This window comes from Xanthomonas campestris pv. badrii (assembly GCF_012848175.1).
Lineage (GTDB): Bacteria > Pseudomonadota > Gammaproteobacteria > Xanthomonadales > Xanthomonadaceae > Xanthomonas > Xanthomonas campestris_C.
Genome location: NZ_CP051651.1, coordinates 4,257,302 through 4,273,402, shown reverse-complemented (window position 1 = coordinate 4,273,402; position 16,101 = coordinate 4,257,302). Strand labels below are relative to the sequence as shown.

General features: G+C 66.0%; 13 protein-coding genes. 8 read left to right on the top strand and 5 right to left on the bottom strand.

Translation table 11 applies throughout. From position 1 onward, the window contains the following. Window positions 1-2 precede the first annotated feature (2 nt). Window positions 3-968, bottom strand: coding sequence for a ferrochelatase (gene hemH / locus HG421_RS18170; protein ID WP_169708251.1), 966 nt, complete (start codon window positions 966-968; stop codon window positions 3-5). Between hemH and HG421_RS18165 the strand changes: the two genes are divergently transcribed. The 5 genes from HG421_RS18165 (at window position 952) to tatC (ending at window position 3,709) form a co-directional block, all read left to right on the top strand. Then, window positions 952-1,098, top strand: a complete 147-nt coding sequence (locus HG421_RS18165) for a hypothetical protein (RefSeq protein ID WP_168968120.1) — start codon at window positions 952-954, stop codon at window positions 1,096-1,098. The genes hemH and HG421_RS18165 overlap by 17 nt on opposite strands. A 23-nt stretch (window positions 1,099-1,121) precedes the next feature. Further along, window positions 1,122-2,027, top strand: coding sequence for a lipid-binding SYLF domain-containing protein (locus tag HG421_RS18160; protein WP_169707573.1), 906 nt, complete (start codon window positions 1,122-1,124; stop codon window positions 2,025-2,027). A gap of 72 nt (window positions 2,028-2,099) precedes the next feature. Beyond that, window positions 2,100-2,327 carry a Sec-independent protein translocase subunit TatA gene (gene tatA / locus HG421_RS18155; RefSeq protein WP_014505182.1) on the top strand — a complete coding sequence of 76 codons (228 nt, stop codon included), beginning with the start codon at window positions 2,100-2,102 and terminating at the stop codon, window positions 2,325-2,327. A 15-nt stretch (window positions 2,328-2,342) separates the two neighbouring features. Beyond that, window positions 2,343-2,957: a Sec-independent protein translocase protein TatB gene (tatB, locus tag HG421_RS18150; RefSeq protein WP_169707572.1), complete on the top strand. Its 615-nt coding sequence runs from the start codon at window positions 2,343-2,345 to the stop codon at window positions 2,955-2,957. Further along, a complete protein-coding gene (tatC, locus tag HG421_RS18145) occupies window positions 2,954-3,709 on the top strand; it encodes a twin-arginine translocase subunit TatC (RefSeq protein WP_169707571.1) in 756 nt (251 codons plus the stop codon). Before tatB ends, tatC begins: the two co-directional genes overlap by 4 nt. 144 nt (window positions 3,710-3,853) lie before the next feature. Here tatC and HG421_RS18140 read toward each other — a convergent pair whose 3' ends face one another. From HG421_RS18140 to HG421_RS18130, 3 genes are all read right to left on the bottom strand, one after another. Further along, entirely contained in the window at window positions 3,854-4,753 is a 900-nt protein-coding gene (locus HG421_RS18140; protein WP_169707570.1) for a BPSS1780 family membrane protein, read from the bottom strand. A 59-nt stretch (window positions 4,754-4,812) separates the two neighbouring features. Further along, window positions 4,813-5,565, bottom strand: coding sequence for a glutamine amidotransferase (locus HG421_RS18135; protein ID WP_169707569.1), 753 nt, complete (start codon window positions 5,563-5,565; stop codon window positions 4,813-4,815). Between the two features lie 612 nt (window positions 5,566-6,177). Next, a complete protein-coding gene (locus HG421_RS18130) occupies window positions 6,178-7,992 on the bottom strand; it encodes a GspE/PulE family protein (RefSeq protein ID WP_169707568.1) in 1,815 nt (604 codons plus the stop codon). Window positions 7,993-8,081: 89 nt separating this feature from the next. Here HG421_RS18130 and glyQ point away from each other — a divergent pair, with 89 nt between their 5' ends. The 3 genes from glyQ to HG421_RS18115 all read left to right on the top strand — a co-directional run bounded on the left by glyQ (window position 8,082) and on the right by HG421_RS18115 (window position 13,096). After that, a complete protein-coding gene (gene glyQ / locus HG421_RS18125; RefSeq protein WP_169707567.1) occupies window positions 8,082-8,990 on the top strand; it encodes a glycine--tRNA ligase subunit alpha in 909 nt (302 codons plus the stop codon). Between the two features lie 318 nt (window positions 8,991-9,308). Then, entirely contained in the window at window positions 9,309-11,507 is a 2,199-nt protein-coding gene (gene glyS, locus HG421_RS18120) for a glycine--tRNA ligase subunit beta (RefSeq protein WP_169707566.1), read from the top strand. Further along, window positions 11,507-13,096, top strand: a complete 1,590-nt coding sequence (locus tag HG421_RS18115; protein ID WP_169707565.1) for a tetratricopeptide repeat-containing sulfotransferase family protein — start codon at window positions 11,507-11,509, stop codon at window positions 13,094-13,096. The genes glyS and HG421_RS18115 overlap by 1 nt, the downstream gene beginning before the upstream one ends. A gap of 222 nt (window positions 13,097-13,318) precedes the next feature. On the opposite strand, the gene HG421_RS18110 is transcribed toward HG421_RS18115, so the two are convergent. Further along, the gene (locus HG421_RS18110) at window positions 13,319-16,078 is read right to left on the bottom strand and encodes a TonB-dependent receptor domain-containing protein (RefSeq protein WP_169707564.1); all 2,760 of its coding nucleotides are present in this window, start codon (window positions 16,076-16,078) and stop codon (window positions 13,319-13,321) included. Window positions 16,079-16,101: the final 23 nt, after the last annotated feature.

The window sequence follows — 16,101 nt, the reverse complement described above, 5'->3', positions numbered from 1 at the left end:
CCTCACGCGCGACGCACCAGTGCGGCCAATGCCTGCGCATGTGCCGGGCTGGCGTTGAGGCAGGGGATGTAGCTGAGCGTGGCGCCGCGCTCGGCCAGCGTTTCGGCAAAGCCCAGCGCCACTTCTTCCAGGGTTTCCAGGCAATCGGTGGCAAAGCCCGGGCACACCAGATCGAAGCTGCGCACGCCGCCTTCGGCCAGTTTCCAGAGCGTGGGTTCTGCGTAGGGCTGCAGCCAGCGCTCGGCGCCGAAGCGCGACTGGTAGCCCATCTGCCACTCGTCCGCGCCCAGGCCCAGCGCCGACACGATCGCCTGCGCGCTGCGCTCGCACTGCTGCGGGTACTGGTCGCCCGCATTGGCCACGCGTTGCGGCAGGCCGTGAAAGGAGAACATCAGCTTCTCGCTGCGCCCATGCACCTGCCAGTGCGCGCGGATGGAATCGGCGATCGCCGCCACCCAGCCGGCGTCCTCGCAATAGTCGCCGATCACTTCCACTGCGATCTCCGGCGCGCTGCGGCGCCAGGCGTCCACCACGTCCTGGATCGAGGCGGTGGTGGTGGTCGAATACTGCGGATACAGCGGCAGCACCACGATGCGTTTGATACCGCGTGCGCGCAGGCCATCGAGCGTCTTGCGCAGCGCCGGCTCGCCGTAGCGCATGGCCCATTCCACCTGCCAGTCGGGCATGAGGTCCTTCAGGCCTTCGGCCAGGCGCCGGGTATACACCGCCAGCGGCGAGCCGTCTGGCAACCACACCTTGGCGTACTTTTCCGCCGACTTGGGGCCACGGATCGGCAGGATCACCCCGTACAGCAGCGGTTTCCAGAACAGCGGCGGGATCGCGACCACGCGGCGGTCGCTGAGGAACTCGGCCAGGTAGCGGCGCACGGCCGGCGCGGTGGGCGCATCGGGCGTACCAAGGTTGACGACCAGCAGGGCGGACTCGGGGGACATGTTCATGCACACCATTCTGGCAGAGCCGGGCAACCCTGCCGACAACCGCGCGCCGATCGCTGCGATCGGCACCATCGTGGGCGCCGGTTGCGCTCACCACCGATTCATTGCGCCAGCACTAACGTCGCGCCATTGCTATCTTTGACCGATCGCCCCTTGGAGCTTGTCATGCCTCGTCTGTCGCGCCTGGCCCTGTTGTTGTCGCTGACCCTTGCCGCCGGCCATGCCGTTGCCGGCCCGGAAGAGGACCAGCGTGCGCGTAACGCGGTGCGGGTGCTCAACGAGATCATGAAGATTCCCGAGCAGGCCATCCCGGACAAGCTGCTCGACGAGGCACGCGCCATCGTGGTCATCCCCGACACGCTCAAGGCCGGCCTGGTGATCGGTGGTCGCCGCGGCCACGGCCTGATGTCGATGAAGAACGCCGATGGCAGCTGGTCGCAGCCGGTGTTCGTCAAGCTCACCGGCGGCAGCATCGGCTTCCAGGCCGGCGTGCAGTCCTCCGACGTGGTGCTGGTGTTCCGCAACGACCGCAGCCTGGATAACATCGTCAACGGCAAGTTCACCCTGGGCGCCGATGCCGGCGTGGCCGCAGGCCCGGTGGGCCGCAATGCCGCCGCCGCCACCGACGGCCAGCTCAAGGCCGAGATCTGGTCGTGGTCGCGCGCACGCGGGCTGTTCGCCGGCGTGGCCCTGGATGGGGCGGTGCTGCAGATCGACGATGCCGCCGACCTCAACGCCTACGGCGGTGGAGCCACCCCGCGCATGATCTTCGAGGGCCGCACCAACGAGCGCCCCTCCACCGACGTGGTGGCTTTCCGCGACCGTCTGGAAGAGGTCACCTACACGGCACGTGCCAATCGCACCAGCGATGGCGACGCCGGCGACACCGCGCCGCCTCCGCCGCGCGCAGCGACCACCACACAGGCCACGGCGCAGCCAGCACCGCCGCCGCCGGCCAACGCAGCCAGCACGGTGCCGATGCAGCCCAGCACCACGCCGCCGGCGCAGCAAGGGTTCCAGCCGGTATCCGACGGCGAAATCCGCACCGAATCACTAGACGGCAATCGCTGAGGCGCTGTCATCCCCCTGCGCGGTGCGCTGGGGTATCCTGCGCCTTCCTTCTTTTCAGCAAGCGAGCAGATCATGGGCGGTTTCAGCATTTGGCACTGGCTGATCGTGCTGGTGATCGTGTTGCTGGTGTTCGGTACCAAGCGGCTCACCAGCGGTGCCAAGGATCTCGGCAGCGCGGTCAAGGAATTCAAGAAAGGCATGCACGACGACGACAAGCCGGCCGGCAAGCTCGGCGACGACTCCCGCACTGCCGAGCAGGCGCGTGAGGCGCAGGCCGACCGCGACCGCGACGCGCGCTGATCCGGATCAGCGTCCGTGTTCGATATTGGGTTCAGCGAGCTGGCGCTGATCGCGGTGGTGGCCCTGGTGGTACTCGGTCCCGAGCGCCTGCCCAAGGCCGCCCGCTTCGCCGGGCTGTGGGTGCGCCGCGCGCGCGCGCAGTGGGAGTCGGTCAAGCAGGAGCTGGAACGCGAGCTGGAGGCCGAAGAGCTCAAGCGCAGCCTGCAGGACGTGCAGGCCTCGCTGCGCGAAGCCGAAGACCAGCTACGCAATACGCAGCAGCAGGCCGAACAGGGCGCCCGCGCGTTGCATGACGATGTCAGTCGCGATATCGACATCCGCAGCAGCGCCACGCCGGCGGCCACCCCGCTGGAGCTGGCGCAGGCGGATCTGGCGGCCGGCGCGGGTGGCGAATCGGCTGCGGGCGCGGCAGATGCGTCCGATCACGCGGCTACCGCACCCGTCATTGCACAGGCGCAGCCGATCGCCCCCGCGCCGCACCAGACCCTGGTACCGGCCCCGCACGACACGTTGGTGCCGGCACCGCATGCAGCGCAGACCACCAGCGCACAGGCGCCGGTAGGCGCCGTGCCGAGCGAGCCGCGCATCGCGCCGGCTGCACCGAGCCCCCTCCAGGAGAAGCTGCCGTGAGCCTGTTCGACGATGCGCAGGCCGAAAGCAGTCTGATCGAGCATCTGGTGGAATTGCGTGCCCGTCTGGTGCGCGCGCTGATTGGCCTGGGCGTTGTGCTGCTGATCCTGCTGCCGTTCGCGCGGGCGATCTATTCCTGGCTGGCCGCGCCGCTGATCTCGCAGCTGCCGCTGGGGCAGACCATGATCGCGATGAATCCGGCCGGCGCGTTCTTCGCTCCGTTGAAGTTGACCTTCTTCGTGGCGGTGTTCATCGCCGTGCCGTGGCTGCTGTTCCAGGCCTGGGCCTTCGTGGCGCCGGGGCTGTACCAGCGCGAAAAGAAGCTCGCATTCCCGCTGCTGGCCTCGGCGGTGGCGCTGTTCTACATCGGCTGTGCGTTCGCCTATTTCCTGGTGTTGCCGGCGGTGTTCCACTTCCTGACCACGTTCAAGCCGGACGTGATCGCCATCACCCCGGACGCCAATTCCTATCTGGATTTCGTGCTGGCGATCTTCTTCGCCTTCGGCGCGAGTTTCGAGCTGCCGGTGGCCTTGGTCATCCTGGTGCTGCTGGGCTGGGTCAGCCCCAAGCAGCTCAGCGAGGGCCGCGGCTACGCCATCGTCGGCATCTTCGTGCTGGCCGCCGTGCTCACCCCGCCGGACGTGGTCTCGCAGCTGATGCTGGCCATCCCGATGTGCCTGCTCTATGAGCTGGGCATCGTTGCCTCGCGTGCTGTGGCACCGAAGGATCGTGCGTCCAACGCGGCTGGTTGAGGGATGTGAGTACGTTCTTGGTGCCTGGGCCGATGCTCTAGGCACGACAGCCTGGCGCCGATGGGTTGCCACCAGCCACCGGGAAGGAAACAAAAAAGCCGCTCGAAAGAGCGGCTTTTTTTCTATGCATCGGCAAGCCGCGATTCAAGCCGCAAACACATCCGGCCGTGCGGGCTTGATCGGCTGGGCGGCGGCCCCTTCGTGGGTGAACATCTGCTTCCACGCGGCGTAGACCGACCCGGCGAACACCGGCATCAGCACCGCCATCAGCAGCAGCTGGGCCAGCCACATCGCCACGGTCTGGCCGGCCACCAGGCCGACGATCAGCGCCACGATCATCACCGCGAAATAGATCGCGAAGAGGGCGATGAAGGCCAGCACGAAGAACACCAGCATCGCGGGCAGGTTGTGCAGGCTGGCGCGCAGGCTCTCGCGCAGCGCGTGGCCGCCGGTGCTGCGGTCGAACATCACCTGCGGCGGCATCACGAACAGCGCCAGCGTCATCGCCGCGAAGGTGGCGATGGTCAGCAGCAGCCACAGCAGGATGCGCCCGGCCGGCAGGCTGGCGGCAAGCTGCTCGATCTGCACCGGGTCCGGCTGCGCGCCGGACTGGCTGATCTGGTTGATCTTGGTCATCACCTCCGACAGCTGCTGCAGCCCGCTGGCGCCGATCATCACCAGCAGCAGCACGCCCAGCAGCAGGCCGGCGATCAGCTGCGGCAGCAGCGACACCAGCAGGTGCGGCGCGCGACCGTCCTGCAGGCCGTGCAGCAGATGCGACGGTTTGGCGATGCGGCCTTCGTCCACTTCGCGGATCGCCCACAGCAGCCCGCCCATGAACAACGGGCCGGCCAGCACCAGCAGGAACTGCAGGGCCGGGCCCAGCAGCGGCACCAGCACCGACAGCGACACCACCAGCGAGGCGGCCACGCTCCAGATCACCCCCAGCGAGCCAAGCGCCAGCGGCGCCCGCTTCAACAGCGAGAAACCGGTCAACAGCCACTGCGCGCCGGCAGATGCCGGCACCTTACGAATTTCGCTCATTCCCATTCCGGATCGATACGCGCGCCGGACCATCCGGCGTGACGCGATTATCGCTGCTTTTACGTGTGCGCGGCGGGACGAGCGTTCACTGTTTGCAGGCCGCGCGCATGGTGCACGAACCGGCGCAGCAGCTTGCGGGCCACCGGCGCGGCGGTGACCTCGCGGGCGACGGTGCGGGCGCAGTAGCCATGGCGGGCGATGCACTCGGCGCGCGCCTGCACGTAGCCGCGCATGTGGTGGGTCGCGAACTCCGGGTGGAATTGCACGCCCCAGGTGGCCCGGCCCCAGCGAAAGGCGTGGCACCGGTCCTGGCGCGAATGGGCCAGCACGATGGCGCCGTCCGGGGCGCGCACCACCGTCTGCAGATGGGTGGCGTGGGCCGGGAACTGCGCCGGCAGCCCGGCGAACAAGGGGTCCTGCCCGGCCGGAGGGTGCAGTTCCAGCGCGATCGTGCCGGACTCGCGCCCGGCCGGGTTGTAGTCGACCTCGCCACCCAGCGCATGCGCCAGCAGCTGATGCCCATAGCAGATGCCCAGCAGCGGCATGCCCTGGTGCGCGGCGGTGCGCAGCCATTCGGCGCTGCGTTCGCTCCAGTCGGCGCGGTCGGTGACGAAGGCGGCCGAGCCGCTGACGATGATGCCGGCAAAGGCGGCCGGGTCGGGCAGCGCATCGCCATTGGCGACGTCGATGGCCACCGTTTCATGCTCGGCCAGCCCGGCGGCCACGCGGATCCAGTGCGGAAAACGGCCGTAGCGCTTCATCTCCGGCACGGGTTGCCCGGTTTCGATGATCAGGAACGGCAAAACGGACATGCGCGAACACCCGGACACGACAGATGCCCCCGATTGTAGGCGGCAGTGGCGCGGTTTTTTCAAGTGGCGTACCGCTGTGGCCGCTGCGGGTCATTGCCGAATGACATGTCCTGATTCCCTCCAAGCGGGGTCGATGCAAGGGGCCACGGCGGTGGCATGCCCTGGATATCGGCAGAGATGGGCGCGACTGGATTGTCGGCGCATTCGTGGCGTCGCGGCCTGAGGATGCCGTGGCCTGCTTGAACGGGAAGTGGCATGGCTGGCTTGACCGAATTTCGACGCGAAGCCGCGCCCTCCACGCTGCGCCTTTGCTGCAGGGCCCTTGCCCGCCCACCATCGCAAGACACGCTGCAAGTACGTCCATGTAAGCTCCGTGGCGGCATCCATGCCGCCAAGGGCCCCGCGACGGTGGGCGGGCAAGGACCGGTGGAGATGGTCGATGTGTCAGTGCAGGCGACAGGCGACGTTCGCTGGCTATATCACTGGGTGCGGCCAGCTTGCGGCACCCAACGCGAAGCCACACCGTCTTCGCACCCTGCCCAGCTTTTATAAAACCGCTGCCCAACCGTCTGGTGCGGGGTCCTCGCCGCTCCCCCGACCAAATAGGCTTCGCTACTCCCGCGGCGGCAGCACCGACAGCACTTCTTCGATGGTGGTCAGCCCGGCGGCGACTTTCTCCAGGCCGGTGCGGCGCAACGTGCGCAGGCCTTCGCCGCGGGCGGCGTGGCTGAAGCTGGCCAGTTCGGTGTCCGGGCGGATCAGGGTGCGCAGGCGCGGAGTGACCGGCAGCAGTTCGTACAGGCCCACACGGCCCAGATAGCCGGTGCGGCGACATTCCAGGCAGCCGACCGGCGCGTGCACGTCGAGCGGTTCCGGCAGCGCTTCGCCCGGCTCGCGGAGGGCCGCCCAGTCGTCGTCGCTGAGCGTGTGCGGGCGCTTGCAGTGCACGCACAGCGTACGCACCAGCCGCTGCGCCAGTACGCCGTTGAGGGTGGAGGCCACCAGGTAATGCGGTACGCCCAGATCGAGCAGGCGGGTGATGGCCGACGCAGCATCGTTGGTGTGCAGCGTGGACAGCACCAGATGCCCGGTCAGCGAGGCCTGCACCGCCATCTGCGCGGTTTCCAGGTCGCGGATTTCGCCGATCATGATGATGTCCGGGTCCTGGCGCAGCAGCGTGCGCACGCCGCTGGCAAAATCCAGGTCGATGTTCTGCTGCACCTGCATCTGGTTGAATTCCGGCGCGATCATTTCGATCGGGTCTTCCACGCTGCACACGTTCACATCGGGCGTGGCCAGGCGCTTGAGCGTGGAATACAGCGTGGTGGTCTTGCCCGAGCCGGTGGGGCCGGTGACCAGCACGATACCGTGCGGGCGCTCGACCAGCGCGCTCCAGCCGGCGGCCTCTTCCGGACTGAAGCCGAGCTGCTCGATGCTCTTGAACGCCGAATCCGGGTCGAAGATACGCATCACGCACTTTTCGCCGAACGCGGTGGGCATGGTGGACAGGCGCATTTCCACCTCGCGTCCACCCGGCGAGCGGGTCTTGATGCGGCCGTCCTGCGGGCGGCGGCGTTCGGCCAGGTCCATGCGGCCCAGCACCTTGATGCGGCTGACCACCGCGGTCATCACCGACGGCGGCACTTCCAGCACCTTGTGCAGCACCCCGTCGATGCGGAAGCGCATGCGCCCGGCCTCGCGGCGCGGCTCCAGATGGATATCGCTGGCCCGCTGTTCGTAGGCGTACTGCAGCAGCCAGTCGACGATATGCACGATGTGGTGGTCGTCGGCATTGACGTCGCCGGCGCGGCCCAGTTCCACCAGCTGTTCGAAGCTGGGCAGGCCCGCGTTGGATTCAGTGCTGCGCGCATCGCCACGCGCACCGCGCACCGATTGGGTCACGCCGAAGAACTCCATCGTGTAGCGATGCAGGTCCAGCGGGTTGATCAGCGCCAGCTCGATGCGGCGGCGGCTCAGGTGCTGCACGTCGGCCAGCCAGTCCAGCGCCAGCGGCTCGCTGGTGGCGATCAGCACGCGCTCGGCATCCAGCGCCAGCGGCAGGATGCGGTGGCGGCGCGCATACGCGTGCGAGACCACGCCGGTGACCGCGGCCACATCGATGCGGGTGGGGTCGATGCGCAGATAGCGCAGCCCGGTGCGGGTGGCCAGCCATTCGGTGAGCCGCTCCAGGCCGAGCTCGCCGGCCGGCGCCTGCGCGGCATGCAGCTTGAGGTTGGCCAGCAGCACCAGCGGATGCACATCGCTGGCGGTGCGCGCACCGCTGGCGGAGAACTGCACACGCTCGTGTTCGTGCGGCACCACCATTCCGTCGGCCAGCAGGGCGGCAGCCACCGGGTCGAACATCAACCGGCCGCGCGGCAGGATCGCCGCTGCGCTGTCCGGGTCGGCGCTACGCCGCTGTTCCATGCTTGTCGTCCCCTGCGGCAATCGCCCGCGGCAAAGCGCCGCGGGTGGGCCGGTATACTAGCGCACCCCTTCCGCACGGCCCTTGCTGCATGTTCGATTCCCGCCGCGTTCCAATCACGTTCCAGGGCCTGATCCAGACCCTCAACCAGTACTGGGCCGAGCAGGGCTGCGTGCTGATCCAGCCGTTGGACCTGGAAGTGGGCGCGGGCACGTTCCACCCGGCCACCTTCCTGCGCGCGCTGGGGCCGGAGCCGTGGAATGCGGCCTACGTGCAGCCCTCGCGCCGCCCCACCGACGGCCGCTACGGCGAAAACCCCAACCGTCTGCAGCGCTACTACCAGTACCAGGTGGCGATGAAGCCCAACCCGGACAACATCCAGGACCTGTACCTGGGCTCGTTGAAGGCGCTGGGCATCGATCCGCTGGTGCACGACCTGCGTTTTGTCGAAGACAACTGGGAATCGCCGACGCTGGGCGCCTGGGGCCTGGGCTGGGAAGTCTGGCTCAACGGCATGGAAGTCACCCAGTTCACCTACTTCCAGCAGGCCGGCGGGCTGGAGTGCAAGCCGGTGCTGGGCGAGATCACCTACGGCCTGGAACGGCTGTGCATGTACCTGCAGAGCTGCGACAACGTCTACGACCTGGTGTGGACCTACGGCCCGGACGGCGCTGCAGTGACCTACGGCGATGTGTACCACCAGAACGAGGTGGAGCAGAGTACCTACAATTTCGAACACGCCAACGTGGCCGAGCTGTTCCACCGCTTCGATGCCTGCGAGGCCGAAGCCAGGCATCTGGTGGAGGTCGGCCTGCCGTTGCCGGCCTACGAGCAGGTGACCAAGGCCAGCCATGCCTTCAACCTGCTGGATGCGCGCCGCGCGATCAGCGTGACCGAGCGCCAGCGCTACATCCTGCGCGTGCGCGCGCTGGCACAGGGCGTAGCGCAGGCGTATTACGCGCAGCGCGAGAAGCTGGGCTTTCCTGGTGTGAAGAGGTAACGCAAAGCCCCTCTCCTACGGGAGAGGGGTTGGGGTGAGGGTACGGAGGCGCAGCCCTCATGCACTCAACCTCCACAGAGCTTCGCCCGTACCCTCATCCGCCCCTTCGGGGCACCTTCTCCCCCATGAAGGGGGACAATGTCCCGCAGGGAGAAGGAAGCAACAAGCCCCTCTCCTACGGGAGAGGGGTTGGGGTGAGGGTACGAGGGCGCAGCCCTCATGCACCCAACCTCCAAAGAGCTTCGCCCGTACCCTCATCCGCCCCTTCGGGGCACCTTCTCCCGACGGGAGAAGGGAACACGTAAAGGTCCATGTCATATGAGCGAACAACTTCCCCTGCTGATCGAACTGGGCACCGAAGAGCTGCCGGTCAAGGCGCTGCCGGGTCTGGCGCAGGCCTTCTTCGATGGCGTGCTGAGCGGTCTGGAAAAGCGCGGCATTGCGGTCACCCGCGGCGATGCCAAGCCGCTGTCCACCCCGCGCCGGCTGGCGGTGCTGTTGCCGGGCGTGGCCACCGAGCAGCCGGAGCAGCGCTCCGAAGTGCTGGGCCCGTATCTCAATATCGCCCTCGACGCCGAAGGCCAGCCGACCAAGGCACTGGCCGGCTTCGCCGCCAAGGCCGGCATCGACTGGACCGCGCTGGAGCGCACCAGCGACGCCAAGGGCGAGCGCTTCGTGCACCGTGCGGTGACGCCGGGCGCGCGCACCGCCGCGCTGCTGCCGGAGATCCTGCGCGAGGCTATCGCCGCCATGCCCATCCCCAAGCCGATGCGCTGGGGCGCGCACGACTACGCTTTTGCCCGGCCGGTGCAGTGGCTGGTGCTGCTGTTCGGCAACGAGGTGATTCCGGCCGACTTGCTGGGCGTGCGTGGCGACCGCATCACGCGCGGCCACCGCTTCATGCATGAGGGCGAGATAGCGTTGGCAGCGCCGGGCGATTACATCGATGCACTGCGCAGCGCGCATGTGCTGGTGGATGCCGATGCACGCCGCACGCGCATCATCGAAGAGGTCGAAGCGGCCGCCAGGCAGGCCGGCGGCAGCGCGCGCATCAGCAACGACAACCTGGAGCAGGTGGTCAATCTGGTGGAATGGCCGTCGGCGGTGCTGTGCAGTTTCGAACGCGAGTTCCTGGCGGTACCGCAGGAAGCGCTGATCGAAACCATGGAGATCAACCAGAAATTCTTCCCGGTGCTGGACGATGGCGGCAAGTTGACCGAACAGTTCATCGGCATTGCCAATATCGTCTCCAGGAACGTGGCCGAAGTGGCCAAGGGCTACGAGCGCGTCATCCGCCCGCGTTTTGCCGACGCCAAGTTCTTCTTCGATGAAGACCTCAAGCAGGGGCTGGTTGCGATGGGTGAAGGCCTGCGCACGGTGACCTACCAGGCCAAGCTGGGCACGGTGGCCGACAAGGTTGCGCGCGTGGCGGCACTGGCCGAGGCGATCGCACCACAGGTCGGTGCCGACCCGGTACAGGCGCGTCGCGCCGCGGAACTGGCCAAGAACGACCTGCAATCGCGCATGGTCAATGAATTCCCGGAATTGCAGGGCATTGCCGGCCGCCATTACGCCAAGGCCGCCGGCGAGCCCAGCGAGATTTCGCTGGCCATCGACGAGGCTTACCAGCCGCGGTTCGCCGGCGACGACATCGCGCTCTCGCCACTGGGCAAGGTGCTGGCGATTGCCGAGCGTCTGGATACGTTGGCCGGCGGGTTTGCGGCTGGGCTGAAACCGACCGGCAACAAGGATCCGTTTGCGTTGCGGCGTAATGCGTTGGGGTTGGCGCGGACGGTGATTGAGTCGGGGTTTGATCTGAAACTACCCGCAATTTTTTCAACTGCTGTCAACAGCCTTCCAGATGATGACGCTTCGGTATCGAGCTTTAAGCGCGCGCAGACGCTTTCAGCTGCGTTGGGGATTGAGCACGGTCAAGTCAGTATCGTTGCTGCTCGAAGGATGGGCAGTCCGAATGCTGTAAGGGAGCATGTTGATCAGACCCCGATTGGTGAAATTTTAGACTTCATCTTTGACCGCTTAAAAGGCTATTACGGCGATAAAGGCGTTCCAGTCACGCACTTCAATGCCGTCGCAGAATTGCGACCCGCCTCCCTCTACGACTTCGACCGCCGCATCGATGCCATCGGCATCTTCGCCACCTTGCCCGAAGCCGAAGCCTTGGCCGCAGCCAACAAGCGCATCCGCAATATCCTGCGCAAGATCGAGGGCGAGATCCCCGGCGACATCGACACCAGTCTGCTGCGCGAACCGGCCGAGGAAGCACTGGCCGAAGCGGTGGAAGCGGCCATCGGCGATACCGGCGATGCGCTGCACCGGCATGACTATGTCGCCGTGCTCGCACGCCTGGCCCGCCTGCGCCCGCAGGTGGATGCGTTCTTCGACGGCGTGATGGTCAATGCCGACGACCCGCAACTGCGTGCCAACCGCCTGGCGCTGCTCAAGAAGCTCGGCGACCGCCTGGGCAGCGTGGCCGCCATCGAGCACCTGTCCAGCTGATGTCCAGCACCGCCGGCGCGGCTCACTGGCGCAACGCCCAGGCCGCATTGGCGCGGCGCGATCTGGCCGTGGCGGCGTCTGCATTGCAGGCGCTGCTGGATGTCGAACCGACGCATGTGTCTGCGCGCGTCTTGCTGGCCGGCACCGTGTTGGCCAACGGCCGCATGCGTGAAGCGGTCACGCAATTACACCTGGCCGCGCGCGATGTTGGCCACGACGTGGCGATGCGTTGCCGTGTGGCGCAGGCCTTGTTACGTGTGGGCGAGCATCGCGAACTGCACACGCTGCTGCGGCATCCATCGGTGATGCAGTGCCGCGACGGCGCGACCTTGGCCTTGCTCGCCCACGTGCACCAATCTCTGGGCGAACACGTCGACGCATTGGCGATGATGCAGCGCGCGCAGGCCTGTGGTTTCGATGGCCCGGACTTCCGTTTTTTTCTTGCGGTGCAATTGCAATTCAACGGTCGCCTTGATGAGGCCGCGCAGGCGCTGGAGCAGGCCCTGGCGCAGAAGCCCGGCTATGGCCGCGCAGCGTTGACGCGTGCGCGCCTGCGCCGCCAGACCACCAGCAACAACCATGTCGCGCAATTACATCAGCAGTTGCAGCTCTCCAGACCCGAGAGCGAAGACCGCGCCGGGCTGGCGTTTGCGTTGTACAAGGAGCTGGAAGACCTCGGCGACACCGATGCCGCGTGGGACGCGCTTCAGCACGGTAATGCGGTGATGCATGCGCGTCTGCGCCACGATGCGAACGCCGAAGCAGCGTTGTACGCGCAACTGGGTGCCCTGGCCGTGCAGGGCGTGTTCGCCGCCGGCGACACCGCGACGGTGCAGGGGCCGCAACCGATCTTCGTGCTCGGCCTGCCACGCTCAGGCACCACGGTGCTGGAGCGGATGCTCGGTAATCATTCGCAGATCGTGTCTGCGGGTGAGTTGAACGACTTCGGCCATCAGTTGCGCTGGGGAGCGGACCAGGCCGGTCGCAGCTTGCTGGATGTAGACCTATTGCGGGCGCTTCCCACGCTGGACTACGCGCAAATCGGCCAGCGCTATCTGGAACAGACCCAGTGGCGTGCCGGATCGGCGCGCTGGTACATCGATAAACTACCGGCCAACGCGGTAGCGATCGGCCCGATCGCACGCGCGCTTCCCAATGCCCTGATCGTGCATCTGGTGCGTGATCCGATGGCGGTATGCTTCTCCAATTACCGCGCGCTGTTTGGCGATTCGTATGCGTACAGCTACGACATGCACACGCTGGCGCGTCACTACCAGGCGTATCACGGTCTGATGGCGCAATGGCGCGCGGCCTTGCCGGGCCGGGTGATCGATGTGGACTACACGCAGATGGTGCGCGAGCCGTCCGTTGTACTGGCCCAGTTGATGACGCATTGCGGTTTGGATATCGAGCCTGGGCAAATCGATATCACGCGCAATGCGGCAGCGTCGGCGACCTTGAGCAGTGTGCAGGTGCGCGAAGGGGTGCACAGTCGCAGCGCGGAGGAATGGCGGCGCTATACCACCCAGCTGGAGCCGTTGCGGCAGGCCTTGTCACAGGCCGGCCTGATCGACGCGGGCGCGCCCTGACAGCGTTAGCAGGTGCGCTGCGAGCGCCTTCCACTCTCTTTTATCTGATGCTCACCGATGCATGGGGGGCCGGGCTATGGCATGCAGGTTGGCTGCACCCGCCCGCACAACGTCATGAGTGCTGCGGCATGCAATGCGGGCAAGCGCGCCGCATAGGCGTTGCAAGCCCAAAAACGCCAGCGGCAGCCGGGTGGCTGCCGCTGGATCACGCGTGTGCAGGAATTAGTGAGCGCCGAAGCGCCAGTTCAATTCCAGCATGTAGGAACGGCCGTAGCCGGTGTAGTTGAAGATGTTGTAGTACGGGTAGTCGGTGTAGGTGCGGTCGCGCGGCGGACGCTCATTGGTCAGGTTGTTGACCGTGGCCGTGAGCGAGATGTCGTCGTTGATCGCATAGTCCAGCGTCGCATTGAACGTGGTCCATGCGCTGACCTTGCGCGCCCCTTCCACCGCATAGCCATCGGTGCTCTGGCCCGCGGTGAAGTTGGGCGTACGGCCGTAACGCTGGCCGAACACCGTGGTGGTCCAGGCATCCTTCTGCCAGGTGATCGAGGCATTGGTGATGCTGCGGAACTCGGACGAGAAGAACGGCTCGTTCAGCAGGTCGCGCACCGGATCCTGCGGGAACTGCTGGCTTTCGTGCTTGAGCGTCAGGTTGTACTGCGCGTCCAACACGAACAGGCCCCACGACTCGGTCGCCAGATTGTAGGTCGCCTTGGTCAGCACGCCGGAGATTTCTTCGTTGGAGATATTGACCGGGTTGATGCGGATGTTGCTCAGGCGATTGGGCACCGGCGCATCGGCGGCCGTGCGGTCGATGCGCGACAGCGCGTCCACGCAGGTTGGCGAATTGATGTCCAGGGCGCCCAGCCGGCAGGCCGATTCGTTCTGCAACAACGCATCGGTGCTCAGGTCGCTGACCTTGTCGTCGATCTTGATGTTGTAGTAATCGGCATTGACGCTGAAGCGTGCGCTCGGCGACCACACCACGCCTGCGCCCCAGGATTTGGCCGTGATCGACTTCAGATCCGCATTGCCGGACCGGCGGCCCTGGATGCTGGTGCCGCCATAGGTGCAGTCGGAGATCGGCACGCCGGGTTCTTCGACCGCGCAACGGTAATAGTCGTTGACGTTCTGGAAGAAGCCGCTGTCGCCAGCGAACGAGAACGCCATGTCCGGTGCCTTGAACGCAGTGGCGTAGTTGCCGCGGAACAGCAACGCATCGATCGGGCGAAACTCCAGAGCGGCCTTGTAGGTGAACTTGGAATCGCTACCGCCGCCCTGGTTCTTGTAGTCGTCGTAGCGGCCGGACAGATTGGCCGTGAGAGTGCTCAGGATTGGTACGCGCATTTCCAAGGCCGCCGCCCAGTTCTCGCGTTTGCCGCTGCCCTGGGTGCCGGTCAGCTGGTAGAAGTCGCCAGCAATCACGCGTTGGTCGGTCGGGTTGGTCCAGTACTGATTCCCTGCCTGCAACACGCCGGCGATGCCGACCGCACCGGCCGGCAGGTTGAACAACTCGGTATTGGTCAGTTGCAGGTTGACGTTCTGGGTCCAGGTCCTGGACTTGGTACGGATCTCATCGTTGAAGCTGCGGTACTGCGCCGGCGTCAACGCGCGGTAGAAGTTGGCATCGTTGGGCGAATAGATTGGGTAGCCGTAATACTCGCCCTGCGGCGCGCCGAGGAACTGTTCGCGGAAGAAATCTTCGATGCGGTCGGCCAGCGGCCATTGCTGGCGGCTGTCGATGCGATATTCCGAGCGTGCGTAGTACGCATCGTAGGTCCAGTTGCTGGCACCCAGGCCGCCTTTCAGGCCGAGTGCGATGTTGTAGGAGTCGGCAGTCTGGCGGTCGTTGTTGAAATCGTTGTCGCCGGTTTCTTCCGGTGCAAAAATGCGTTGATAGCTTTCGAGCTGCTGGCTGTCCCCGTTGTAGAACAAACCGCCGGTATCGACAGAACTCTGCCAGAAGCGGGGTCCGCTATTGACCTCGACCTTGGTCCGGTTGAGCAGCAGGGTCGAATACAGCTCGGCGTTGTCGTTGAACGCATAGCTCAGGTTGGCATAGCCGCTGGCGCTGCGTTCCTTGTTGAGGATGCTGGCATACCCTGGTACTGCGCGGCTGCTGCAGAAGTTGCCGCGGTTGGCACGGTTGTCGTACTGCACCGAACCGTTGAACAGCCCGCCCAACGCGGCGCAGTTGTCTGCCCCTGGGTCGACATAGCTGGCCGGGGGGCCGGGGAGGTTATGCAGCGCAATGCGTGAACCATAACGCAGCGTCGGGTCCGGATTGTCGTTGGTAGAATCGAAATCGCGGCGCTGGTAGCCGTAGATCGGGTCCTGATTGTTGAGCTGCAGGCCCCACACGATATTGGCGCCGCCGATCTCGTTGCCGCCGGTGAGCTGGAAGCGCTGGTTGTTGCCGCCGCCACCGTCGTAGGTGCCCATGCGGTAATTCATCTGCACGCCGTCCATGCGCTTTTTCAGGATGATGTTGACCACACCGGCAATCGCGCTGGAGCCGTAGATCGAGGACTGGTTGCCAGGTGCGACGTCGATGCGCTCGACCATGCCCACCGGCACGCTGGCCAGATCGACGAAGTTGCTCTGCCCGTTGTAGAGCAGTGGATAGTCGGCCATCGGGCGACCATCGATCAGCACCAGGGTGAAGCCCGGATCCAGGCCGAGCAGGCTCAGCGACTTGGCGCCGGCGGTGAAGCCGTTGCTGAACTGGCCATCCTGCACCGCGCCGGTGGCCATCGGCTGCGAGCGCAGCACGTCGTAGACGTCCTTGAAGCCGCGGCGCTGGATGTCCTGAGCGGTGATCGAGAACACCGGCGTGGCTGTCTCGATCTGGGAACGTGGAATCAATGAACCTGTCACAGTGACCTTGTCCAATTGCGTCACTTCCCCTTGATCCTGTGCCGCCGCAAGCGACGGCAACGCCAGGGCAGTGCAAACCGCAGTCACCAGCAGATGACGCTTCATGAAAGACCTCTCTCCAAAGGTGT

Excerpts from the sequence above, each read along its gene's own strand:
- HG421_RS18165 (WP_168968120.1), top strand. The coding sequence starts at position 952 with ATGTTCATGCACACCATTCTGGCAGAGCCGGGCAACCCTGCCGACAAC.
- hemH (WP_169708251.1), bottom strand. The coding sequence starts at position 968 with ATGGTGTGCATGAACATGTCCCCCGAGTCCGCCCTGCTGGTCGTCAAC.
- HG421_RS18160 (WP_169707573.1), top strand. The coding sequence starts at position 1,122 with ATGCCTCGTCTGTCGCGCCTGGCCCTGTTGTTGTCGCTGACCCTTGCC.
- tatA (WP_014505182.1), top strand. The coding sequence starts at position 2,100 with ATGGGCGGTTTCAGCATTTGGCACTGGCTGATCGTGCTGGTGATCGTG.
- HG421_RS18140 (WP_169707570.1), bottom strand. The coding sequence starts at position 4,753 with ATGAGCGAAATTCGTAAGGTGCCGGCATCTGCCGGCGCGCAGTGGCTG.
- HG421_RS18135 (WP_169707569.1), bottom strand. The coding sequence starts at position 5,565 with ATGTCCGTTTTGCCGTTCCTGATCATCGAAACCGGGCAACCCGTGCCG.
- HG421_RS18130 (WP_169707568.1), bottom strand. The coding sequence starts at position 7,992 with ATGGAACAGCGGCGTAGCGCCGACCCGGACAGCGCAGCGGCGATCCTG.
- glyQ (WP_169707567.1), top strand. The coding sequence starts at position 8,082 with ATGTTCGATTCCCGCCGCGTTCCAATCACGTTCCAGGGCCTGATCCAG.
- glyS (WP_169707566.1), top strand. The coding sequence starts at position 9,309 with ATGAGCGAACAACTTCCCCTGCTGATCGAACTGGGCACCGAAGAGCTG.
- HG421_RS18115 (WP_169707565.1), top strand. The coding sequence starts at position 11,507 with ATGTCCAGCACCGCCGGCGCGGCTCACTGGCGCAACGCCCAGGCCGCA.
- HG421_RS18110 (WP_169707564.1), bottom strand. The coding sequence starts at position 16,078 with ATGAAGCGTCATCTGCTGGTGACTGCGGTTTGCACTGCCCTGGCGTTG.